At 51.3% G+C, this 21414-nt stretch carries 20 protein-coding genes; 11 read left to right on the plus strand and 9 right to left on the minus strand.

The annotated features are described in order from the left end of the window. Positions 1-95 precede the first annotated feature (95 nt). A complete protein-coding gene (locus tag BM231_RS02905) occupies positions 96-920 on the plus strand; it encodes a DNA polymerase beta superfamily protein (protein WP_208860013.1) in 825 nt (274 codons plus the stop codon). 142 nt (positions 921-1062) lie between these two features. Here BM231_RS02905 and BM231_RS02910 read toward each other — a convergent pair whose 3' ends face one another. Next, positions 1063-1440, minus strand: coding sequence for an MAPEG family protein (locus BM231_RS02910; protein WP_093516575.1), 378 nt, complete (start codon positions 1438-1440; stop codon positions 1063-1065). 261 nt (positions 1441-1701) lie between these two features. Between BM231_RS02910 and BM231_RS02915 the strand changes: the two genes are divergently transcribed. The 9 genes from BM231_RS02915 (at position 1702) to lpdA (ending at position 13880) form a co-directional block, all read left to right on the plus strand. Next, a complete protein-coding gene (locus BM231_RS02915) occupies positions 1702-2160 on the plus strand; it encodes an arsenate-mycothiol transferase ArsC (protein WP_063294247.1) in 459 nt (152 codons plus the stop codon). A gap of 188 nt (positions 2161-2348) precedes the next feature. Then, a complete protein-coding gene (locus BM231_RS02920) occupies positions 2349-2888 on the plus strand; it encodes an AprI/Inh family metalloprotease inhibitor (RefSeq protein ID WP_057462985.1) in 540 nt (179 codons plus the stop codon). Positions 2889-3122: 234 nt separating this feature from the next. Beyond that, the gene (gene zapE / locus BM231_RS02930; RefSeq protein WP_093516579.1) at positions 3123-4280 is read left to right on the plus strand and encodes a cell division protein ZapE; all 1158 of its coding nucleotides are present in this window, start codon (positions 3123-3125) and stop codon (positions 4278-4280) included. A gap of 188 nt (positions 4281-4468) precedes the next feature. Then, positions 4469-5431 (plus strand): malate dehydrogenase, encoded by a 963-nt coding sequence (mdh, locus tag BM231_RS02935; protein ID WP_057462983.1) that lies wholly within the window; start codon positions 4469-4471, stop codon positions 5429-5431. 93 nt (positions 5432-5524) lie between these two features. Beyond that, on the plus strand, positions 5525-6724 hold the full coding sequence (gene sucC / locus BM231_RS02940) for an ADP-forming succinate--CoA ligase subunit beta (protein ID WP_093516581.1): 1200 nt from the start codon (positions 5525-5527) through the stop codon (positions 6722-6724). After that, positions 6724-7647 (plus strand): succinate--CoA ligase subunit alpha, encoded by a 924-nt coding sequence (gene sucD, locus BM231_RS02945; protein WP_057462981.1) that lies wholly within the window; start codon positions 6724-6726, stop codon positions 7645-7647. The genes sucC and sucD overlap by 1 nt, the downstream gene beginning before the upstream one ends. Positions 7648-7830: 183 nt before the next feature. Continuing rightward, positions 7831-10800 carry a 2-oxoglutarate dehydrogenase E1 component gene (locus BM231_RS02950; RefSeq protein WP_093516583.1) on the plus strand — a complete coding sequence of 990 codons (2970 nt, stop codon included), beginning with the start codon at positions 7831-7833 and terminating at the stop codon, positions 10798-10800. A gap of 66 nt (positions 10801-10866) precedes the next feature. Beyond that, positions 10867-12375 (plus strand): 2-oxoglutarate dehydrogenase complex dihydrolipoyllysine-residue succinyltransferase, encoded by a 1509-nt coding sequence (gene odhB, locus BM231_RS02955; protein WP_093516585.1) that lies wholly within the window; start codon positions 10867-10869, stop codon positions 12373-12375. Between the two features lie 101 nt (positions 12376-12476). Continuing rightward, the gene (gene lpdA, locus BM231_RS02960) at positions 12477-13880 is read left to right on the plus strand and encodes a dihydrolipoyl dehydrogenase (protein WP_093516587.1); all 1404 of its coding nucleotides are present in this window, start codon (positions 12477-12479) and stop codon (positions 13878-13880) included. A gap of 56 nt (positions 13881-13936) precedes the next feature. Here the strand turns inward: lpdA and BM231_RS02965 are convergent, their stop codons facing one another. From BM231_RS02965 to BM231_RS02990, 6 genes are all read right to left on the minus strand, one after another. Then, positions 13937-14368: a hypothetical protein gene (locus tag BM231_RS02965; protein ID WP_093516589.1), complete on the minus strand. Its 432-nt coding sequence runs from the start codon at positions 14366-14368 to the stop codon at positions 13937-13939. 79 nt (positions 14369-14447) lie between these two features. Further along, positions 14448-15089 (minus strand): thiamine phosphate synthase, encoded by a 642-nt coding sequence (gene thiE, locus BM231_RS02970; protein ID WP_093516591.1) that lies wholly within the window; start codon positions 15087-15089, stop codon positions 14448-14450. Beyond that, complete coding sequence (thiM, locus tag BM231_RS02975) at positions 15073-16047, minus strand: hydroxyethylthiazole kinase (RefSeq protein ID WP_425287808.1); 975 nt, start codon at positions 16045-16047, stop codon at positions 15073-15075. Before thiM ends, thiE begins: the two co-directional genes overlap by 17 nt. A 73-nt stretch (positions 16048-16120) precedes the next feature. Next, positions 16121-17080, minus strand: a complete 960-nt coding sequence (locus BM231_RS02980; RefSeq protein WP_093516595.1) for a tyrosine recombinase XerC — start codon at positions 17078-17080, stop codon at positions 16121-16123. 81 nt (positions 17081-17161) lie between these two features. Further along, positions 17162-18247 carry a phospholipase D-like domain-containing protein gene (locus BM231_RS02985; RefSeq protein ID WP_093516597.1) on the minus strand — a complete coding sequence of 362 codons (1086 nt, stop codon included), beginning with the start codon at positions 18245-18247 and terminating at the stop codon, positions 17162-17164. Positions 18248-18337: 90 nt separating this feature from the next. Then, positions 18338-19072: an endonuclease gene (locus tag BM231_RS02990; RefSeq protein ID WP_093517064.1), complete on the minus strand. Its 735-nt coding sequence runs from the start codon at positions 19070-19072 to the stop codon at positions 18338-18340. A gap of 288 nt (positions 19073-19360) precedes the next feature. Here BM231_RS02990 and BM231_RS02995 point away from each other — a divergent pair, with 288 nt between their 5' ends. Beyond that, the gene (locus BM231_RS02995; protein WP_093516599.1) at positions 19361-19915 is read left to right on the plus strand and encodes a transglutaminase domain-containing protein; all 555 of its coding nucleotides are present in this window, start codon (positions 19361-19363) and stop codon (positions 19913-19915) included. A gap of 51 nt (positions 19916-19966) precedes the next feature. On the opposite strand, the gene BM231_RS03000 is transcribed toward BM231_RS02995, so the two are convergent. After that, entirely contained in the window at positions 19967-20455 is a 489-nt protein-coding gene (locus BM231_RS03000; RefSeq protein ID WP_093516601.1) for a 2-thiouracil desulfurase family protein, read from the minus strand. Between the two features lie 119 nt (positions 20456-20574). After that, positions 20575-21228 carry a fructose-6-phosphate aldolase gene (fsa, locus tag BM231_RS03005; RefSeq protein WP_057462970.1) on the minus strand — a complete coding sequence of 218 codons (654 nt, stop codon included), beginning with the start codon at positions 21226-21228 and terminating at the stop codon, positions 20575-20577. Positions 21229-21414: the final 186 nt, after the last annotated feature.

Below are 21414 nucleotides of genomic sequence, written 5' to 3' on the forward strand. Positions count from 1 at the left end.
TAGAGAGCAAACTGCTTGCATGCACTTGCCCTGAATTGCGTTCAAGGGTAAGTGCAACGAGGGGAAGCCTCTTAGATTTCAGGTAGGCAATATTGGTGGGTGCACCTTCACAGGCTGGTTCGGAAAGCTCTTCAGTTTTTATGGAGCTGGAAAAGAGCTTTCGTGACTTGGAAAACGAAAGAAATCTGCGTGTTCTGCACGCGGGCGATCTTTCGCACCTGTATCTTCATAAAAAATCTGAAGCTCACTACGCCAATTGTCGGTTCATCTACATTCGATCAATTGAGCACTACCTCTCCCTTTTTCCGGTAGATGAGACGGTAGACATTGATGTGAATGTGCCAGCAAATGTGTCCGGCTGGGACTTGAAAAAAACGCTCATCGCTCTGTTGAAAGGCAATCCAGAGCCGCTTGACTGGGTTCAATTGAGGGATCCATATGCGGGTCATGACGAGTTTCCAAAGTCGTTGATCTCCTTTGCTCTTGAACACTGTGACCCGGTTCGTTTCGCGCTTTATCATTACAATCGGATTGAGCGGCAGAAGCATAGATTTGACGGTGTGTCTCTCGGCGAGATCGTGCCTGAACGCCTGTATGATCTCATCCGCTCATCACTGGTGCTGCGTTGGTACAACCAGAACCGCTATCAGGGTGTTCCACCTTCTCGTCTCTCCGATATTGCCGAGGCAACCTTTATTCGCCCCGTTCTGCGTGGCGAGATCGAGGAGTTGGTAGAGCGTAGCGAAGCTGGGATGATCAAGGACGTCGTTCGCCCTGCTGGTGCTATCAACGATCTGATCCTGGCTGAATTGGAGGCTGGCCCTGCACTGCTTGCCCGCCGACGTCGCCAATTTACTCAGGAAACTGCTGCTCAAGCAGACCGATTCTTCCTGAAATGGGCAGTCGTCCCTAAAAACTAATGGTCTCACAAGGCCTTCTGTTTACTTCTCTCACCTGTAGCTCAGCAGAAACAGCAGAACTGTGCCGGTTTGCGTGAGAAAGATCTTTACCTTTCTCACAATACCTTGAAATCGCGGGGATTATGACCCCCAGCGCTTGCTGTTATGACCACGCCGGAGACGTGAACAGCGCAACAGAGCAAATCAAACCAACGAACCAGACAAGGGAACGCAGAGTGGCGCGGTTAAGCCAATAGCATGCGACGAACAACACGCGCATTGCGATGAACAGGCCGCACAATCTCTCAATCCAGTCAGGGTCACCGCCGTAGGCGAGGGCAACGAGTACCGACACTGCAAAAAGAGGGAAAGCTTCGAGGCCGTTGATCTCAGCGGAGCGAGCACGCAAGCGAAATCCTTCTTTCCAGTACTCTGGGTCCCTTGGATTTGAGTTGTCGAACTTGCGGGAAAATTTGGCAGGAAGAACAGATAGCCATGGCATCAGACCGGCAATCAGTATGGTCCATAAAGGGAAAGACATTGTGCAGCTCCAAATAAACTCAGAAAAATCGGAGCCTTTATACAGGCATAGAGAAGCAAAGTGAACTGAGTTCACTTAGGTTTGAAGCCTCCACTGCGATTATTTCCGCACATCGGCTTCGCTCATTCCAATTCTAATCGCAATTATTTTAAGCGCATCGTCTGGTTGTCATCGATCCGAAGAAAAAGGGCACTATGAAGTGCTGGAATCGAGTGACCCGAACGATTGGACACTGTCCGGCGCTCCAGTGGAGACGTGCCTATGACTAAGGCAAATGTACTGTTTGTTTGCGTAGATAACTCATTTCTGAGCCTAGCTGCAGAGGCCTACTTAAACCATACCTCAATGGGAGAGTTGCGTGCCTTCTCTGGTGGCCCCTTGCCACGAGAAGAAATGGTATCGCTTACTAAGAAGGTTCTTTTCGCCAGCGGTATGGATGAAGGAGGATTGCATCCGAAGCCCTGGACGATTTTTTCGCTGCCCCATGCACCTCAACCTGACTACATAATAAGACTTCAGACAAGTGTGCTTCTTGACAAGCAACCGATGTGGCCCGGCCATCCGGTAAAGTTGAACTGGGATATCTGCCTAGATGAAGATGTTCCGCGGAACATAAAAGAGGCAACAGATGCATTCCGCAAAATTAAAGAATCTATAGATCTTGCAACCTCCTCTAAGGTTTTTTCTAGTGATTCTCTAAATTGGCGTGCTGCTTGTTAAGGTTGGCTGGCCCAATGCTTTATGGGAGTTGTCAGATTTTCCCATGTTTCCCTTAGGAAATAGGGGTTTCAGTGGGAAACTCACATTTTTTTGAGTGGTAAACCTTTCACCTGCCTTGTTTTAGGGGCAGTTTCTTAAGGTCTTTATGGTTAATACGCCTTAATTCACAAGGCTGGGATGACACCACTATGAATCGTAGTTTGACGATTGCATTTGTTTCTGTAATTGCACTTTCCACAATAGCGTGCCAACGGACGACGTATACCCGTAGCTATGTCTCTCCGTTGCCTGCTTCTCCGATCTCACCAATCGAAGGTCAGACACTGTCGCCGATCACTCCTGGTCAGCCAGGTTCTGAAGGCCAGATCTTGGTTGATGGTCAGGACGCGAACGCTAACTCGCAGGTTGTTTCTGCACCTCCTGCTCCAAACGTAAATGCAACAGGTGGCTCTGTAGGCCGCACTGATTTGCTTGGCGGATGGAGCGTCTCTTCAGGTGGCGACAACTGTAAGCTCTTCATGACACTGACCAAGTGGAGCGGCGGCTACCGCGCGAATACACGCGGTTGTAGCGATGCGACGCTCTCTCAGATCTCTGCATGGAATCTGAATGGCAGTCAGGTTGTCTTGAAAGACGCTGGCGGCGGAAACGTTGCGACACTCTCTGGTGCAGGAACCAACTTCTCTGGTCAGACAGCGAACGGCGCTCCAATCAACTTCGCCCGCTAATCATCATCTGATGATCTTATAAGTTTCAAAGCGTTGCGCCGGTATCAGGCGCAGCGCTTTTTGTGTTTGCTTAAGTGCGCCGCAGATTTTGATCAGATGTGAGACGTTGGTTTTACGAATAAACCCTATTGTACTTGCGTTTGGGTAGCGCTCTCCTTTATGCCATGGGCAAATATAGCCCATCGGATCGGCGTGATTTGCCCTCTGAAATACAGCTTAAGGAATGTGAGCTCCGTGCTTGAGAATACGTCTAACCTAACAACCGTCCTTGCCCACTACGAAGCGATGGTCGCGCGGGGCGACCTGGAGGCCGATCCGGCGCAAATTCAGGTGGCAAAGTCTCTGGATGCTTTGACGGCAGAAATGGCGCAGCGGAAGCCAGAAGAGAAAAAGGGGCTGTTAGGTCGCCTGTTTGGAAAAGGCAAAGAAGAGCCCGACTACATCAAAGGCCTGTATGTTTGGGGTTCTGTCGGACGTGGCAAAACCATGCTCATGGATCTGTTCTATGATCTAAGCCCCGAACCTAAAAAGCATCGTTCTCACTTCCATGAGTTTATGGAGGAGATCCACGATCGCATATTCATGGTCCGCAAGCAGATCAGTGCTGGTACGATCAAGGACCGCGATCCAATCATCCCGGTTGCTGAAGAGATTATCAGCACAACGCGGCTCCTATGCTTTGATGAATTCACTGTAACTGATATCGCCGATGCCATGCTTCTTGGGCGGCTTTTTAGCAAATTGTTCGAGGCTGGTGTTGTCGTTGTGTGTACCTCAAACGTTGTGCCGGATGAGCTCTATAAAGATGGACTGAATAGAAATCACATTCTTCCATTCATCCGTTCTTTGAATGAGCGAATGAGTGTCATTCACTTGGATGCACCAACCGATTACCGCCTTGAGAAGCTTTCTGGCTCAGACACGTATCTTGAGCCGCTTGGTCCTAAAAGCCTTCAGAAAATGGAGAAGCTTTGGGACAGTATGACTTATGGGCTTCAGTGCCATCTTGTTGAGTTGGAAAACAAAGGCCGGAAAATACCTGTGAGCCGCACCTGTAGCGCGATTGCCTGGTTCACATTTCAGGAATTGTGCTGCACCCCGCTAGGGCCCTCTGATTACCTGCGTATTGCACATGCTTTCAACACAGTTTTCCTCGAAGGTGTGCCCGTGCTGGACAAGTCACGCAGGAATGAAGCAAAGCGATTCATCAACCTGATCGACACACTCTACGACAATCACGTTCATCTCGTGATTCAGGCAGGCGCAGAGCCACAAGAGCTGTATGTTGCCTCATCTGGGACCGAAGCATTTGAGTTTGATCGGACAGCTTCACGTCTGATCGAAATGCGTTCGGAAGAGTACTTGATGCGTGAGCATAATATCGAAAACTGAAAAAATTTAATTTTATTCAGAAATGACGTATTGAGAGCTTATCCAAACTGCTAAAAAAACGTCATTTTATGGAAAATAACGCGGATGTGTGTTTCATTTGGGTTGCGCACATCCGTCAAAACCGCTACCCACTGCGACAAATAGGCACCATATATCATGGTTCTATGTTACGTAAAGGGGAGCTCCTCATGGCGCGCAACAAGATTGCTTTGATTGGATCCGGTCAGATTGGTGGCACACTTGCACACCTCGCTGGTCTGAAAGAACTGGGTGATATCGTTCTGTTCGACATCGCTGAAGGTATGCCTCAGGGCAAAGCTTTGGACTTGGCAGAATCTTCTCCAGTTGACGGCTTTGACTCTGGTCTGTCTGGCACAAACACCTATGAAGGCATCGCTGGTTCTGATGTCGTCATCGTGACTGCAGGTGTTCCTCGTAAACCTGGCATGAGCCGTGATGATCTGCTTGAAATTAACCTGAAGGTTATGGAGCAGGTTGGCGCTGGTATTAAGAAGTACGCTCCAGACGCATTCGTAATCTGCATCACCAACCCGCTCGACGCGATGGTTTGGGCTCTGCAGAAATTCTCCGGTCTCCCAGCAAACAAAGTTGTTGGCATGGCTGGCGTATTGGATAGCGCTCGCTTCCGTTACTTCCTCGCAGAAGAATTCAAAGTATCTGTAGAAGACGTAACCGCATTCGTTCTTGGCGGTCACGGCGATACAATGGTTCCACTGACACGCTACTCCACTGTTGCTGGCGTTCCACTCACCGATCTGGTGAAAATGGGCTGGCTCACTGCTGAGCGTCTCGAAGAAATCGTTCAGCGCACCCGTGATGGTGGCGCAGAGATCGTTGGTCTTCTGAAAACTGGTTCCGCATTCTACGCACCAGCTGCATCTGCTATCGCAATGGCAGAAAGCTACCTCAAAGACAAAAAGCGCGTTCTTCCATGTGCTGCATACCTTGATGGCCAGTACGGTCAGAAAGACATGTACCTTGGCGTGCCAACTGTTATTGGCGAAAACGGCATCGAACGTATCATTGAAATTGATCTCAATAGCGATGAAAAAGCGATGTTCGACAAATCTGTTTCTTCTGTAAACGGTCTTGTTGACGCTTGTAAGAAAATCCAGCCTGCTCTGGCATAAGCCACGCAAGCTATGATCTGAAAGACTGGCAGCACTAGTCGTTGCCAGTCTAGCTCCCTGCTTCGGCAGGGCCCCTTAGAATGGGAAGGGCAGATGAACATACATGAATACCAGGCCAAACAGGTCCTGAAGGAATACGGCGCACCTGTTGCTGAAGGTGTTGCAATTTTCTCCGCTGATGAAGCTGAAGCTGCTGCAAAAAGCCTTCCAGGCCCGTTGTGGGTTGTGAAGTCTCAGATCCACGCAGGTGGTCGCGGTAAGGGCAAGTTCAAAGAACTCGGCCCAGAAGCAAAAGGCGGCGTTCGTCTTGCATTCAACTTGGATGAAGTAAAGTCCCACGCTGCTGACATGCTCGGCAACACTTTGGTGACTGCGCAGACCGGTGATGCTGGTAAAGTCGTGAACCGCCTTTACATCGAAGACGGTGCGGATATTGACCGCGAACTGTACCTCTCCCTGCTCGTCGACCGCACATGTGGTCAGGTTGCTTTCGTAGCATCCACTGAAGGCGGCATGGATATTGAGGAAGTTGCGCACAATACGCCAGAACTTATCCTCACTCTGCCAATCGATCCGCTTCAGGGCGTGACCGAAGAAAAAGCATCTGCTCTTTGTGACACCCTCAAGCTTGAAGGTGAAGCACGTGCGGATGGCATGAAGCTGTTCCCAATCCTCTACAAAGCATTTGTAGAAAAAGATATGGCGCTTCTCGAAATCAACCCATTGATCGTCATGGAAAACGGTCGTCTGCGCGTTCTGGATGCGAAAGTATCCTTCGACGGCAACGCACTGTTCCGCCACGAAGACATTGTTGCTCTGCGCGATAAGACCGAAGAAGACGAAAAAGAGATCGAAGCTTCCAAGCACGACCTCGCTTACGTCGCTCTTGACGGTAACATCGGCTGCATGGTGAACGGTGCTGGTCTGGCAATGGCGACCATGGACATCATCAAGCTGTATGGTGCTGAGCCTGCAAACTTCCTCGATGTTGGTGGCGGTGCGACCAAAGAGAAAGTAACCTCTGCGTTCAAGATCATCACTTCTGATCCAAACGTTCAGGGCATTCTGGTCAACATCTTCGGCGGCATTATGCGCTGTGATGTGATTGCAGAAGGCGTTCTGGCTGCTGTTAAAGAAGTTGGTCTTCAGGTTCCTCTCGTTGTGCGCCTCGAAGGCACCAACGTTGAGCTTGGCAAAAAGATCATTAGCGAAAGCGGCATGAATGTTATTCCTGCTGACGATCTCGACGATGCAGCTCAGAAAATCGTGGCTGCTGTGAAGGAGGTCGCATAATGTCTATCCTCGTCGACAAAGACACCAAAGTCATCGTTCAGGGTCTGACCGGTAAAACCGGTACTTTCCACACTGAGCAGGCACTGGCTTACTTCGGCACCCAAATGGTTGCTGGCGTACACCCTAAAAAAGGCGGCGAAACCTGGTCTTCCGGACTCGAATCCGCTGCTGAGCTGCCAATCTTTGCTTCCGTTAAAGAAGCGAAAGACGCAACTGGTGCAAACGCTTCTGTTGTTTACGTCCCACCAGCAGGTGCAGGCGCAGCAATCATCGAAGCTATCGACGCTGGCATTCCTTTCATCGTTTGTATCACTGAGGGTATCCCGGTTGCAGACATGGTGAAGGTTAAAGCTCGCCTCGACGCATCCGACAGCCGTCTTCTCGGTCCAAACTGCCCAGGTGTTCTGACACCTGAACAGTGCAAGATCGGCATTATGCCAGGCTCCATCTTCCAGAAGGGCTCTGTAGGTATTGTTTCCCGTTCAGGTACACTTACTTATGAAGCAGTCTTCCAGACTTCGCAGGAAGGCCTCGGCCAGTCCACTGCAGTCGGTATCGGTGGTGACCCTGTAAAAGGCACTGAGTTCATCGATATGCTGGACCTGTTCCTGGACGATCCAGAAACAGAATCCATCATCATGATCGGTGAGATCGGTGGTTCTGCAGAAGAAGAAGCAGCTGAATGGCTCAAAGAACAGGCTGCAAAAGGCCGTTCTAAACCAATGGTTGGCTTCATCGCTGGTCGTACAGCGCCTCCAGGCCGCACCATGGGTCACGCAGGTGCTGTGATCTCTGGCGGTAAAGGCGGAGCGGACGACAAGATCGCTGCAATGGAAGACGCGGGCATCCGTGTATCTCCATCCCCAGCTAAGCTTGGCAAGACCCTTGTTGCTCTTCTCGAAGAGTTGAAGCAGGGTGCTTAAAAATTACACCTCCTATACCATTTAGGAGGCATACTAAATCGACTGTCGGTGAATCACTTTCATCGACAGTCTTGAGAAGGCAGTAAGTCCCCAGGCTTGCTGTCAGTCGCGGGACCCAAGGGTATGTGGTGTGTGACACCCGCCCAAAGAAAGTAGGGCGGATCAACAGTCCGCTTAAAAACGATGGCTCGGCAGGACGCGAACAACGTATTCGCGCTGACGTCGTTTCTTTACGGCGCCAACGCTCCTTATATTGAAGAGCTCTATGCTCAATATCAGGAAAACCCGAATTCACTCGACCCCGAGTGGATAGAATTCTTTTCTTCGCTTCAGGACAATCCAGAGGACGTAATCAAGGAAGCTCGCGGAGCAACTTGGCAGCGTTCTGATTGGCCAGTTCCAGCAAATGGTGAACTGGTTTCAGCTCTTGATGGCGATTGGCCAGCTGAAAAAGAAGTCAGCAAAAAGATCAAGTCCTCGGCCAAGAAGAATGGTGTTGAGCTAACCGAAGATCAGGTGCTGCAGGCAACTCGCGATAGTGTTCGTGCGATCATGATGATCCGTGCTTACCGTATGCGCGGCCACTTGCATGCTGATCTTGACCCGCTCCGCCTTGCTGTTCCTGGTGACCATGAAGAGTTGCATCCCGCGACCTATGGCTTCTCTGAAGCGGACTGGGATCGGAAGATCTTCCTGGACAATGTTCTGGGCATGGAATTCGCCACCATCCGTCAGATGCTGGAAATTCTGAAACGGACCTATTGCTCCACCCTTGGTGTTGAGTTCATGCACATCTCTGATCCTGCTGCAAAAGCATGGATCCAGGAGCGCATTGAAGGTCCCGACAAGCATGTTGCCTTCACGCCAGAAGGTAAAAAAGCGATCCTCAATAAACTTGTAGAGGCCGAAGGCTTCGAGAAGTTCCTTGATGTAAAGTACACCGGAACAAAACGTTTCGGTCTGGACGGTGGTGAAGCACTGATCCCGGCGCTTGAGCAGATCATCAAACGTGGTGGTGCTCTTGGTGTAAAAGACATCGTTCTGGGCATGGCACACCGTGGCCGCCTGAACGTTCTGTCTCAGGTGATGGGCAAACCACATCGTGCGATCTTCCACGAATTCAAGGGCGGTTCCTACGCTCCTGACGATGTGGAAGGCTCCGGTGATGTGAAGTACCACCTCGGTGCTTCTTCTGACCGCTCCTTTGACAACAACAACGTTCACCTGTCTTTGACTGCAAACCCGTCTCACCTTGAGATCGTAAACCCGGTTGTTCTGGGTAAGGTTCGCGCCAAGCAGGATCAGCTCGCTGGCTGGAAAGAAACGTCGGAAGTTGATCGTGATAACGTACTGCCATTGCTTCTGCACGGTGACGCTGCATTTGCTGGTCAGGGTGTTGTTGCTGAATGTTTCGGTCTGTCCGCGCTTCGTGGTCACCGCACTGGTGGTTCGATCCATGTGATCATCAACAACCAGATCGGTTTTACAACCAACCCACGTTTCTCACGGTCTTCACCTTATCCGTCTGACGTTGCGAAAGTGATTGAAGCGCCGATCTTCCATGCAAATGGTGATGATCCGGAAGCTGTTACTTTTGCTGCAAAGATCGCGACTGAATACCGTCAGAAATTCGGCCGTCCGGTCGTGATTGATATCATCTGTTATCGCCGCTTTGGTCATAACGAAGGTGATGAGCCTGCGTTTACGCAGCCGATCATGTACCGCAAGATCCGCAAGCATGAAACAACCCTTCAGATCTACGCTGACAAGCTGGTCAAAGAAGGTCTGATGACTGCTGAGGACGTTGATAAAGCAAAAGCTGATTGGCGTTCGCATCTGGATCGTGAATTCGAAACAGGTCAAGCCTACAAGCCAAACAAAGCCGACTGGCTTGATGGCCGTTGGTCTAAGATGAAGGTTGCGAAGGAAGTTGACGAGCCACGTCGTGGTTCAACAGGTCTTCCAATGGATGAACTCAAGGAACTCGGCGGCAAGCTGACCAATGTTCCTGATGACTTCAATGCACACCGCACGATCCGCCGCTTCATGAACAACCGTGCCAAAATGATCGAGACCGGTGAAGGTATCGATTGGGCAATGGGTGAGGCAATGGCATTCGGTGCGTTGCTGAAAGAAGGTCATTCTGTTCGCTTGTCCGGTCAGGATTGTGAGCGCGGTACTTTCTCTCAACGTCACTCTGTTCTTTATGATCAGGAAGACGAAGGCCGTTATATCCCGCTGAACCACGTTGGTGAAAAGCAGGGCCGTTATGAAGTCATCAACTCCATGCTTTCTGAAGAAGCAGTGTTGGGCTTTGAATACGGTTACTCGCTGACAGAACCAAATGCGCTGACCATGTGGGAAGCACAGTTCGGTGACTTCGCAAACGGCGCACAGGTGCTGTTCGACCAGTTCATCTCCTCTGGTGAGCGTAAATGGCTGCGTATGTCCGGTCTGGTTTGCTTGCTGCCGCACGGCTATGAAGGTCAGGGTCCAGAGCACTCCTCTGCACGCCTTGAGCGTTTCTTGCAGATGTGCGCGGAAGACAACATGCAGGTGGCGAACTGTACGACACCGGCAAACTACTTCCATATCCTTCGCCGTCAGCTGAAGCGTGACATTCGTAAGCCACTCGTTCTGATGACGCCAAAGTCTCTGCTTCGCCACAAGCGTGCAGTTTCCAAACTGGAAGACTTCGGCGCAGACGAAAGCTTCCACCGTCTCCTTCACGATGATGCTCAGACGAACCCGGGTTCAACTGTTGAGCTGAAGAAGGATGAAGACATCCGCCGCGTGATCCTGTGTACAGGTAAGGTCTACTATGACCTGCTCGAAGAGCGTGAGAAGCGTAACATCAACGATGTTTACATCCTCCGTGTTGAGCAGCTCTATCCGTTCCCGACCAAGTCTCTGTGCGTAGAGATGGCGCGTTTCAAGAATGCAGACGTAGTTTGGTGTCAGGAAGAGCCAAAGAACATGGGCTCCTGGTTCTTCATTCAACAGTACATTGAATGGGTTCTGGAGCATGTGAATGCGAAAGTGCATCGCCCACGTTACGTTGGCCGTCCACCAGCTGCTGCAACAGCAACCGGCTTGATGTCAAAGCACTTGGCTCAGCTACAAGCTTTCCTCGACGATGCATTCGCCGAGTAAGTACCTCGTAATCAGGTAAGTCCGACAGGCCTTTCAGGGGCCCTGAAACGAAAAGAGATAGAGACAATGGCGACGGAAATTCGAGTACCCACTCTGGGTGAATCCGTAACCGAGGCAACAATCGCTCAATGGTTCAAAAAACCGGGCGATGCGGTGAATGCAGATGAGCCACTGGTTGAGCTGGAAACAGACAAGGTAACTGTTGAAGTGCCTGCACCTGTAGCCGGTAAACTGGACAGCATTGATGTGAAAGAAGGCGATACTGTTGAAGTTGGTGCCCTTCTGGGTTCCATCGCAGAGGGTGCAGCTGGTGCTGTGTCCGCTCCTGCTGCCGAAGCTGCACCGGCTGCTAAAGCTGCGCCTGCTGCAGCTGCTGAAACAGTTGAAGTGCTGGTACCACATGCTGGTGAAAGCGTTACCGAAGCTGAAGTTGGCGAATGGTCAGTTAAAGTTGGTGACGTTGTAAAGGCTGACGATATCCTCGTTGAGCTGGAAACAGACAAAGCAGCTCAGGAAGTGCCTAGCCCAGTTGCTGGTACTGTGGTTGAAATCGCTCAGGCAACTGGCGCAACTGTTGAGCCTGGTAACCTGCTCTGCAAAATCGCTAAAGGCGACGGCGCAGCTGTTGCCGCTGCTGCTCCGGCAGCTGCCGCTCCTGCACCAGCCGTTTCTGGCACAAACATGCCAGCAGCGCCTTCTGCAGCAAAGATGATGGCTGAAAAAGGCCTCTCTGCTGATCAGGTTGCAGGCTCCGGCAAGCGCGGTCAGGTTCTTAAGGGTGATGTTCTCGCGGCGATTGCTGCTGGTGCTTCCGCTGCTCCGGCAGCCGCTCCAGCTCCTGTTGCAGTGCGCGCCGTTTCAGCTCCAACCGATGAAGTTCGTGAAGAACGTGTTCGCATGACCAAGCTGCGCCAGACTATTGCGCGCCGCCTGAAAGATGCCCAGAACACTGCGGCTATGCTGACCACTTACAACGAAGTGGACATGAAGCCGATCATGGACCTGCGCAAGCAGTACAAGGATATCTTTGAGAAGAAGCACGGCGTAAAGCTTGGCTTCATGGGTTTCTTCACCAAAGCAATTACCCATGCTCTTAAAGAAATCCCGGCTGTAAACGCTGAGATCGATGGCACTGACATCATCTACAAAAACTACGCGCATATCGGTGTTGCAGTTGGCACTCCGAAGGGTCTTGTGGTTCCTGTTGTTCGTGATGCAGACCAGATGTCTATTGCTGAAATCGAAAAAGAAATCGGCAACCTCGGTCGTAAAGGCCGTGATGGCAAACTCTCCATGGCAGACATGCAGGGTGGTACCTTCACCGTCTCCAATGGTGGTGTCTACGGCTCCTTGATGTCCTCTCCAATCCTGAACGCACCGCAGTCCGGTATCCTCGGTATGCACAAAATTCAGGAACGCCCGGTTGCGATCAACGGTCAGGTAGAAATCCGTCCGATGATGTATCTGGCTCTGTCCTACGATCACCGTATCGTTGACGGCAAAGAGGCAGTGACCTTCCTGGTTCGCGTTAAAGAGAGCCTTGAAGATCCTCAGCGTCTGATTCTGGACCTCTGATATAAACGTGCCCGGCACTGGCCGGGCACATTTGTTTTAAGGGAAATTGGCGCACTTCTCTTCGTCGCAGCCTTCTCCCGCCTACTTACAGGGATTTGCAAATGTCCTACGATCTCGTCGTCATCGGTACCGGCCCAGGCGGTTATGTTTGTGCAATCAAGGCAGCTCAGCTCGGCATGAAAGTTGCTGTAGTTGAGAAGCGTAAGACCCATGGTGGAACCTGCCTGAACATCGGTTGTATTCCATCCAAAGCTCTGCTGCATGCCTCTGAAATGTTTGAGGAAGCAAACCACAGCTTTGAAGCCCTGGGCATCAAAACTTCCAAGCCAAAAGTGGACTGGAAGGCAATGCTGGCGCACAAAGACAAAGTGATCGACGGCAATGTAACCGGCATCGATTACCTCTTCAAAAAGAACAAGATCGACGTTCACACTGGTACTGGCCGTGTACTTGGCGCTGGTCGCGTAGAAGTAAAAGCTGAAGACGGCTCTACTTCCATCGTTGAAACCAAGAACATCGTGATCGCAACAGGTTCTGACGTGATGCCTCTGCCAGGTATCGAGATTGACGAAAAAACCATCGTCTCCTCAACCGGCGCTTTGGCTCTGGATAAAGTGCCTAACCGCATGACTGTTGTCGGCGCTGGCGTTATCGGCCTTGAGCTTGGTTCCGTCTATGCCCGTCTTGGTGCTGAAGTGACCGTTGTTGAGTTCATGGACAAGATCCTTGGCCCAATGGATGCAGACGTTTCGAAGCAGTTCTTGCGTATGCTGAAAAAGCAGGGCCTCAAGTTCAAACTGTCCTCCAAGGTGACTGCGGTTCAGAAAAAAGGCCGTGCTCTGGAAGTGACCGTTGAGCCAGCAGCGGGTGAAGCCGCCGCTGCAGCTCTGGATGCAGATGTGGTTCTCGTCGCAATCGGTCGTCGTCCTTACACAGAAGGTCTTGGTCTGGCAGAAGCTGGTGTTGAACTGGATGAGCGTGGCCGCGTGAAGACAGACAACCACTACAAGACCAATGTTGACGGTATCTTTGCTATCGGTGATGTGATCGCAGGCCCAATGCTTGCGCACAAAGCGGAAGACGAAGGTGTTGCTGTTGCAGAAATGCTTTCTGGCCAGGCTGGACACGTAAACTATGACGTCATTCCTGGCGTTGTTTACACCTCTCCAGAAGTTGCCAGCGTTGGCAAGACTGAAGAAGAGCTGAAAGCTGCTGGTATCAAGTTCAAGTCCGGCAAATTCCCGTTCTCCGCAAACGGTCGTGCAAAAGCAATGCTGCACACAGACGGTTTCGTGAAAGTTCTGGCTGATGCTGAAACAGATCGCGTGCTCGGCGTTCACATCGTTGGCTTCGGTGCTGGCGAGATGATCCACGAAGCATGTGTTCTGATGGAATTCGGCGGTTCCTCAGAAGATCTGGGTCGCACCTGTCATGCGCACCCAACAATGTCTGAGGCAGTGAAAGAAGCTGCTATGGCGACATTCGCCAAGCCAATCCATATGTAATCTGGAAGTTCCAGATTAAGAAAAAGCCGCTTCAGGAAACTGAGGCGGCTTTTTTGCTATTGGCGAACAAGGATGTAGCTGCGTGTCTTATTGGGAATCGTTGGATCGTGGTTCTCTGTTCGCACATAGGCCTGAATACGTTCCCCCATTGGCCGAAGCTCAATGTGTTGCGCTTTGAAGAAGCCACCAAACCGGAACGTTAGTACGCCAGAAAAACTAAGCTGCCCTGGAGCCCAACCCCATTTGCAGTCACGAGGGGAGCAGCTGGTGAAGGCCCGGGCGCGCACAACCAGTTGTCCATCAAGGCACTGGCCTTCAACTTCAATCTGAGAAAGCTCTTTCAAACGTGCTTTGGGATTTTCCCAGTCCCCCAGCTCCGCCATCTCCGATTTGCGCACTTCACAGGCTGTTTGAGCTTGAGTTGCTGAAACAAGAAAAGCAAACGTGCTGAAGAACATGCACATAAATGTTGTTTGTCTAAGTTTCATGACTAAAAGCTCCCCGCCTAGTCCTCTCATATATCAATGTAAATGGGCTCTGCGAGGAGTAAATGCGTGTTTTATCCTATCACCCTAGGTCTTTTACGCTTTTGACAATGTCTTGAAGCTTGCGCGTAGCTGCGGATGGACTGGATGCCCCACAGATTGCTGAAATAACTGCAACTCCATCTGCTCCAGCTTTGATCACCTGATCCGCATTAGCAAGCGAAATTCCGCCAATTCCAACCACAGGCAACTGAGACTGAGCTGTCAGACCTGCAAAGCTCCGCATGCCCACCTCAGCCGCATCATCCTTACTGCCCGTCGGGAAGCAGGCGCCTATGCCAAGGTAATCGCAGGCAGAAATATCCGCAGCATCAAGTTCATCCTGAGTGCTGACCGATAGGCCAAGCAGCTTATTAGCGCCAATCAACTCCCGGGCTTTCGTGGCATCCATATCATCCTGCCCAACATGAACCCCGTCCGCATCAACGGCTAACGCAACATCCACACGGTCATTGATGATCAACGGCACATTCAGCGGCTTCAATGCTCGCATCAACCGCTCTGCAAGCTCAATTTGCTCACGTGTGCTGCCGGTCTTGTCTCTCAGCTGGACCAAAGTTGCGCCGTTTTGTACAGCTGCAACTGCAATGTCGACGGGATCCTGACCGGGGCAGTCTTGCGGCCCCAGCACCAGATAAACGGAAAGATCAAGCAACGGCTTCATGCATTTCAACCCGTGTTGTTGCGTTGAGGATATCGCTGTTCAGCTGATAGAGACCGTTAATGATATCCAGCTGCAAGCTTGCTGGTCCTGCTGCATTTTTTGCAGCAATCTCACCAACAACCCCGAGGAAGATCATCGCATCAACAGCGGCATCAAACGGGTCGTCGCAAACAGCCAGTGTCGCGCCAGTCAAAGCCGTTGCCGTGCAACCAAGACCAGTCACATAAGGCATCATCTTATCCCCGTTGGCGACTTCAGCAGTACGTTTGCCGTCTGTGATGAAATCCACCGGCCCAGAGACAACAACAACAGCGCCTGTCTGCTGCGCCAGTTCTTTTGCTCCTGCGAGAGCAGCCTCAGAACTATCGGTGCTATCAACGCCTTTTCCACCTGCACCCAGACCAGCAAGTGCCATGATTTCAGAGGCATTGCCGCGAATAACGCTCGGCTTGTTCTCCAGCAATTCACCAGCCAGCTTGGTGCGGAAGGTCAGCGCTCCAACAGCCACCGGGTCCAGCACCCAAGGACGGCCAGCTTTGTGAGCTGCAGTAGTTGCAAGCTTCATCGCCTCTGCCTGAGCAGGGGTAACTGTGCCAACGTTGACCACTAATGCCCCTGCAACACTTGCAAGTTCAGGGGCTTCTTCCGGGCCATCCACCATGGCAGGAGAAGCGCCAATGGCCAGCAGGGCGTTAGCAGTGGTGTTCGCTACCACGATGTTCGTCATGTTATGGACGAGTGGACTGTTTTCACGAATTGCGGAAAGAGTTGCGCAAGCGCTTTCGACACGACCCATTTTTATCCTCGGTCTTGTTGTGCGAAAGAGAGCTGGTGTCAGGGCCTTGGCATGCCGCCAGAAGAAACTATCCCCCAACACGGTGTGAGTGCTCCCTTCGCTGGAATTATCCAGAGCAGGTTCTTCGAGTATGATCTCAGCCACAACACAAGTGTCGGGCACCCCGTTTCACACCGCTGAACCTAGGGGATCTGCTAGGGGAGATCAAGGTGATCTGAGGGAACGGGATCACCTATCAACGACGCGGGTGTGCCTTGTCATAAGCGTCCAACAGCTGTGCACTGTTCACTTCCGTATAAATCTGTGTGGTAGAAAGACTTGCGTGTCCCAGCAACTCTTGAATGCTCCTCAAATCCCCGCCTTCAGAGAGTAAGTGAGTTGCAAACGAATGGCGTAAAGCGTGAGGAGTTGCGGTATCCGGAAGTCCGAGAGCGCTGCGGATCTTTTGCATTGCGAGCTGGATCATGCGCGCATTCAACGGACCGCCACGAACGCCGCGAAACAGCGGGGAGCTGCCTGACAGGTCATAGGGGCATTGCTCTTTGTAGGCCTCAATAGCTTCTATTACCACTGGCAGAACCGGAACAAGCCGTTCTTTGTTGCCTTTACCGCGAATTTTCAAAGACTTATCTCCCTCCTTCGGCGCTGAGGCCGATGTCAGAGACAGCGCTTCAGAGATGCGGAGGCCGCAACCGTAGAGCAGTGTAAATACTGCTGCGTTACGGGCTTCAACCCAGGGAGTGTCCTCGAAAGCGAGATCGCTGCTGACAATCGCTTTGGCTTCCTCAACGGGGATAGGCTTGGGTAGGCTGCGGGGAAGTCTCGGTGTACGGACCGCCGCAGCTCCAGCCGCATTCACCTCACCGCGCTCCTCCAAAAACGAGAGGAAAGAGCGGATGCCAGCAAGGCCACGGGCCAATGTCCGCGTCTGCGCGCCGTCCTTCCGACGTGTCGCCAGAAAAGCGCGAAAGTCCTTTGGTTTCAAAGACTCCAGATGCCGCAGAGCAACCGGTTCACCCTCGTAACTGGTCATGAAACGCAGGAACTGACGGGTATCACGCTCATACGCTTCCAGCGTCCGTTCAGCCAGTCGCCGTTCAGAGCCCAGATGATCAATCCAGTCTTCAATCGCTGCGGTAACATCTGGTTTGCAGATGATGAGTAAGTCTTCGCCGCTATCAAGGGAATTTGCCATTCCAAAAGTGTAAGCGCCAAATCTGGCTGAATGGTTACCAAAAGATAAACATTCACGCTTTTACGATATGCATGAGCAAATTTAGCCGACGACGATTGGTTGCCCATGGTCGCTGATGATCCGGTCAATCTCTTGCCGCGCAGCCATCGCAAACCGCTTTTGGTTCTCGGTCGGTACCAGTGAGTCCCCCAGAACTACGATGTTCTCATCATTAAAACGGTTCGCCGGGCCTGTGTAATTGAAGCTGCCGACAATCATAATGCTATCATCAATCACCATAAGCTTATGATGAAGCTTACCAATTCGGCTTGATCCGCGAACAAAATGCAAATCAGCACCAGCTTCTGCAAGGGGTTGGGTCGCTGCCCAGTCCTGACCGCCTTGCCGGGCATCAAGCGCACCACGTACCTTGCGTCCAGCCTCCATCAACAGCAACATGGCATCATCAATACCGGAACTTTTGGAGAAGGTGAAGATCGCGAAATCTACCCGTTCCTTAGCTTTTGTCATCTGTTTGGTGACTTCCATCTCTGGCGCGTGGTCCGGTGCAAAGCAAACTTTCACGCGGATGTCGTCGACAATCACTTCTTTCGGCGTGTTCTCGGATTCATTCTCATCAACGCTATATCGGCCAAAGCGCCCGCGTTTAATCTCCCTGAATTCCCGTTCAAAGATATCGGCAACCTTCTCATCTTTGATGATGAGAAGGTGATTGAGATTGCGATGCGTGCCGGTCTCAGTGAAGTTTGTAGAACCTGTCAGAACAGCATTTCCATCCCGGATAATGAATTTTTGATGGAATATCCGTGGGTTAAAGTCGGTCCGAACCCACACCTTAGAGCGCAGCAACGCCGCATGAAGTTGCCGGTTCACCTCGTTCTCAACACGAGGGTCGCTCGAATGCGGGTCTTCAGCAGGCTCATCCACACTTAAGTAATCCGCCTCGGATACCACCCGCACCCGCACCCCGCGCCGCTTTGCGTTGATAAGTGCGTTGGTTATGCGTTTATTGTCTATTTCTTGAATTGCTATGTCGAGCGAGCGCTCTGCAGCATCAATAAACCCGATAATCTCGCCCTCAAGATCATCCAGTGGGTTATCCTCTAAATGATCGAGGACTGTCTTCGGACCAACAAGGAATTTCAGATTCTCAGTTTCAACTGCCATTGTACCCTCCCACCGTCATAACACCTTACCCTAGGGTAGATGATGTGTCGGTACACAATTATGACGGTAGGAAGCGAAAAGAGGACCTGGTTAGAAACCAACTGAGATGAGTGGATTGGTGTTACCCTGAATTTCTAGGATGCGCGCATCACGCAGCTGCTCTTCTTCAGAGACCGGATCCTCTACCATCCACTGGTTGAACATCTCGACCTCAGTCTCTGTCAGCGGCATGCCGTAGGTGGTCTGCATGTACAGATAGATCCGCGCAATATCACCACGCGTCTCAGCCATCGGCTCGGCAACTTTCCGGCTGCTGTCAATTTCAAAATCACAAGCGCCATAAGTCCGGTCCTCGCCGGTGATAACAGCCATACGATAATTGGAGCGGTCTCCGTTTAACTCACCAACGGCTGGAACTAGGTTATGGAGATCAGCTTCCATACGCTTGAAATCTGCATCAACTTTAGAGCAGCATCGACGGCCCTTATAGGATTTGCCCTTCTTGGTGGTACAGGCCGGGTCACCTTCGCTCCAACAGGCGCGTGTTTTGCCAAAACGGGAAGCTGGCACGATGTGCTCCCACTCAATCCGCTTGCCGCGCTTGGCGTTTTTGCGTGGTTCGTACCCGCAGCTGTCAGCATCCACCTGCTTTTTCCCATCGTAGGAACAACCACAATAGAAGGTCTCACGATACTCTTCTGACGGATAAATATGCTTCTCCAACAGGCGCTTGGCCTGAGAAAAGCTGGTTGGTGGTGCAGAAAAGGCTGTAGTTGTCCAAATGCAAGCCAAAAGGGCAGCAGAAAATACAATGAGTTTACGCATGAAGGAGTCTTTCGAGGTCACCATCAGAAACTGGCGAGGGAGAGTTAAGAAAACCCTGCCAACACTGTTTGACGCGGTGGATACTGGTTTGTGCCGTTCCACTCTGACCGAATGAATGGGTGTGAACCTTGCCGATGGTGATGAAGAGGAGAGAAATAGTACTTAGCGAAAATGCAGAGCCTAAGGCTTTGCTTGTGAGGTTTTTCGGGAAATACTAGCTGTTTCTTATTTTGAACAGGGAGCATTGACAGCTAAGTGAAGAAATACAAAGAATTTCTGCAGAAAATTATGCGGGAGAATAGCTTACGGTCTCTTCCGCAGATCTATCACCACGTGCGCAACATCCCATACGGGTCAACTGGTAACCGAGATCCAAAGGCCGTTTATACAAGCAACGTTGGTTCTTGCTCGGGGAAACACATTCTGCTGAGAGATTTTCTCCGTGAAGCTGGATATCAAGCTGAGATCATCACGATGTTCACGTACTTCAACGAGAGCACACCTGTTCATGGAAGTTTTCCGGAAGAGCTAAAAACAATCGCTACTCGTGAACGCGTGCCGGACTTTCACCACTATGTGCGGGTGTTAGAGCAGGGGGCATGGCTCAATCTGGATGCAACCTGGCATGATGGACTTGCGAGATACGATTTTAAAGTGAACCACGATTGGAGCGGCTCAAATCACACTGCGCTAGCATCAGTTGCAGAGCGTGAATACCCCGCTACGGAGAACATAATTGATCTGAAAGCAGATCTTGTCTCTAGCCTGCCTCAAGACCAGCGTGATTTGCGAGCAAAGTACTTCCGGCTTGTGACGGAATGGATTGCAACATATGCATCGTAGGGCGTGAAAATAGAGTGAGTTAACTGCACTCTTAGTTCCTTTGCTGAATGCTTAGCTGCACAACTGCTTGGCCAAATCTTTTATCTGATGCTGAGCAAATACCTCAACGCCGTTCTTGCGCAGATCAGCAGCGACGACACCCATCCCCGAACGTGTCTGCCCATCGTGATTGCCGCTGTAGATGAAAGTGCTCCCGCAGGATGGGCTGCCATCAGTGAGCAATGCGAAGCGGCACCCTGTTTCAAGTGCAGTCTGCACGGCGATGCTAGCACCAAGGCGAAACTGGTTGGTGACGTCGCGCCCATTGTCTTCAAAAATTCCGCCATGGCCTTCGAGAACATCTGTGCCCAATTGGTTCTCTTCAATCTCAGCCGGTGGGCGCGGTGTTGGAAATCCTGCTGCGACTTCCGGGCAAAGGGGCACCAGAATACCGGCTTCCTTCCAACCAGTTAGAATACTGCTTTCAAGTGGTAGGCCACTGCCGTTGTAGCGGACTGGCTCACCAAGCAAGCACGCACTTATCAGGATTTTCGTGGTCATACTGCGGATACCTGAATTTTAGATAGGCTTGGGCTGGCTGAGACTGCACCATAAAACAAAAAACGCGGACCCGATGGCCCGCGCTTAATATCATCGCGATATGCGAAAACGAAATGAGCTTAAACGATGCTCTGACCAGTTGCTGCCCAGTCCTTCATGAATGCTTCCAGACCTTTGTCGGTCAGTGGGTGCTTCACGAGGCCCTTCAGTGTTGAAGGTGGGATGGTTGCAACATCAGCGCCGATAAGAGCGCAATCTTTCACGTGGTTTGCGCTACGGATAGAAGCTGCAAGAATTTCGGTGGTGAAGCCGTAGTTATCATAGATCTGACGGATTTCAGCAATCAGGTCCAGGCCTTCAATGTTGATGTCGTCCAGACGGCCAATGAATGGAGAAATGAAGGTCGCGCCAGCTTTTGCAGCCAGAAGAGCCTGGTTTGCAGAGAAGCAAAGGGTCACGTTGGTCTGCACGCCTTTGTTCGCCAGAACGCGGCAAGCTTTCAGGCCTTCCAAAGTCAAAGGCAACTTGATGCAGATGTTGTCTGCAATTGCGATCAGCTCTTCAGCTTCTTTCAGCATGCCTTCAGCGTCGGTTGCGACAACTTCAGCAGAAACAGGACCATCCACAAGCTCGCAGATCTCTGCGATGACTTCTTTCATTGGACGGCCAGATTTCATGATAAGAGATGGGTTAGTGGTAACACCATCGAGAAGACCGGTTGCAGCCAGCTCTTTAATGTCGTTGGTGTCAGCAGTATCAACGAAGAATTTCATGCCGGAAAGGCTCCTGATTTCTTAGTAGCCTCTCGTAGGGTACCGGAGGCCTAGGGGGGAATTCCGGTATGTGTTTAGCCCAGAGTGTATAGAAACAACAAGAGTAAAACCCGCTAAAGCGTGTTCCCGAAAACTGGATTTCGGTTTTAGGATAAGAATGCGCAGCAAAACCAGCAAGTGCTCAAC

Source organism: Pseudovibrio ascidiaceicola, assembly GCF_900114245.1.
In the GTDB taxonomy this organism is placed as follows: Bacteria; Pseudomonadota; Alphaproteobacteria; order Rhizobiales; family Stappiaceae; genus Pseudovibrio; species Pseudovibrio ascidiaceicola.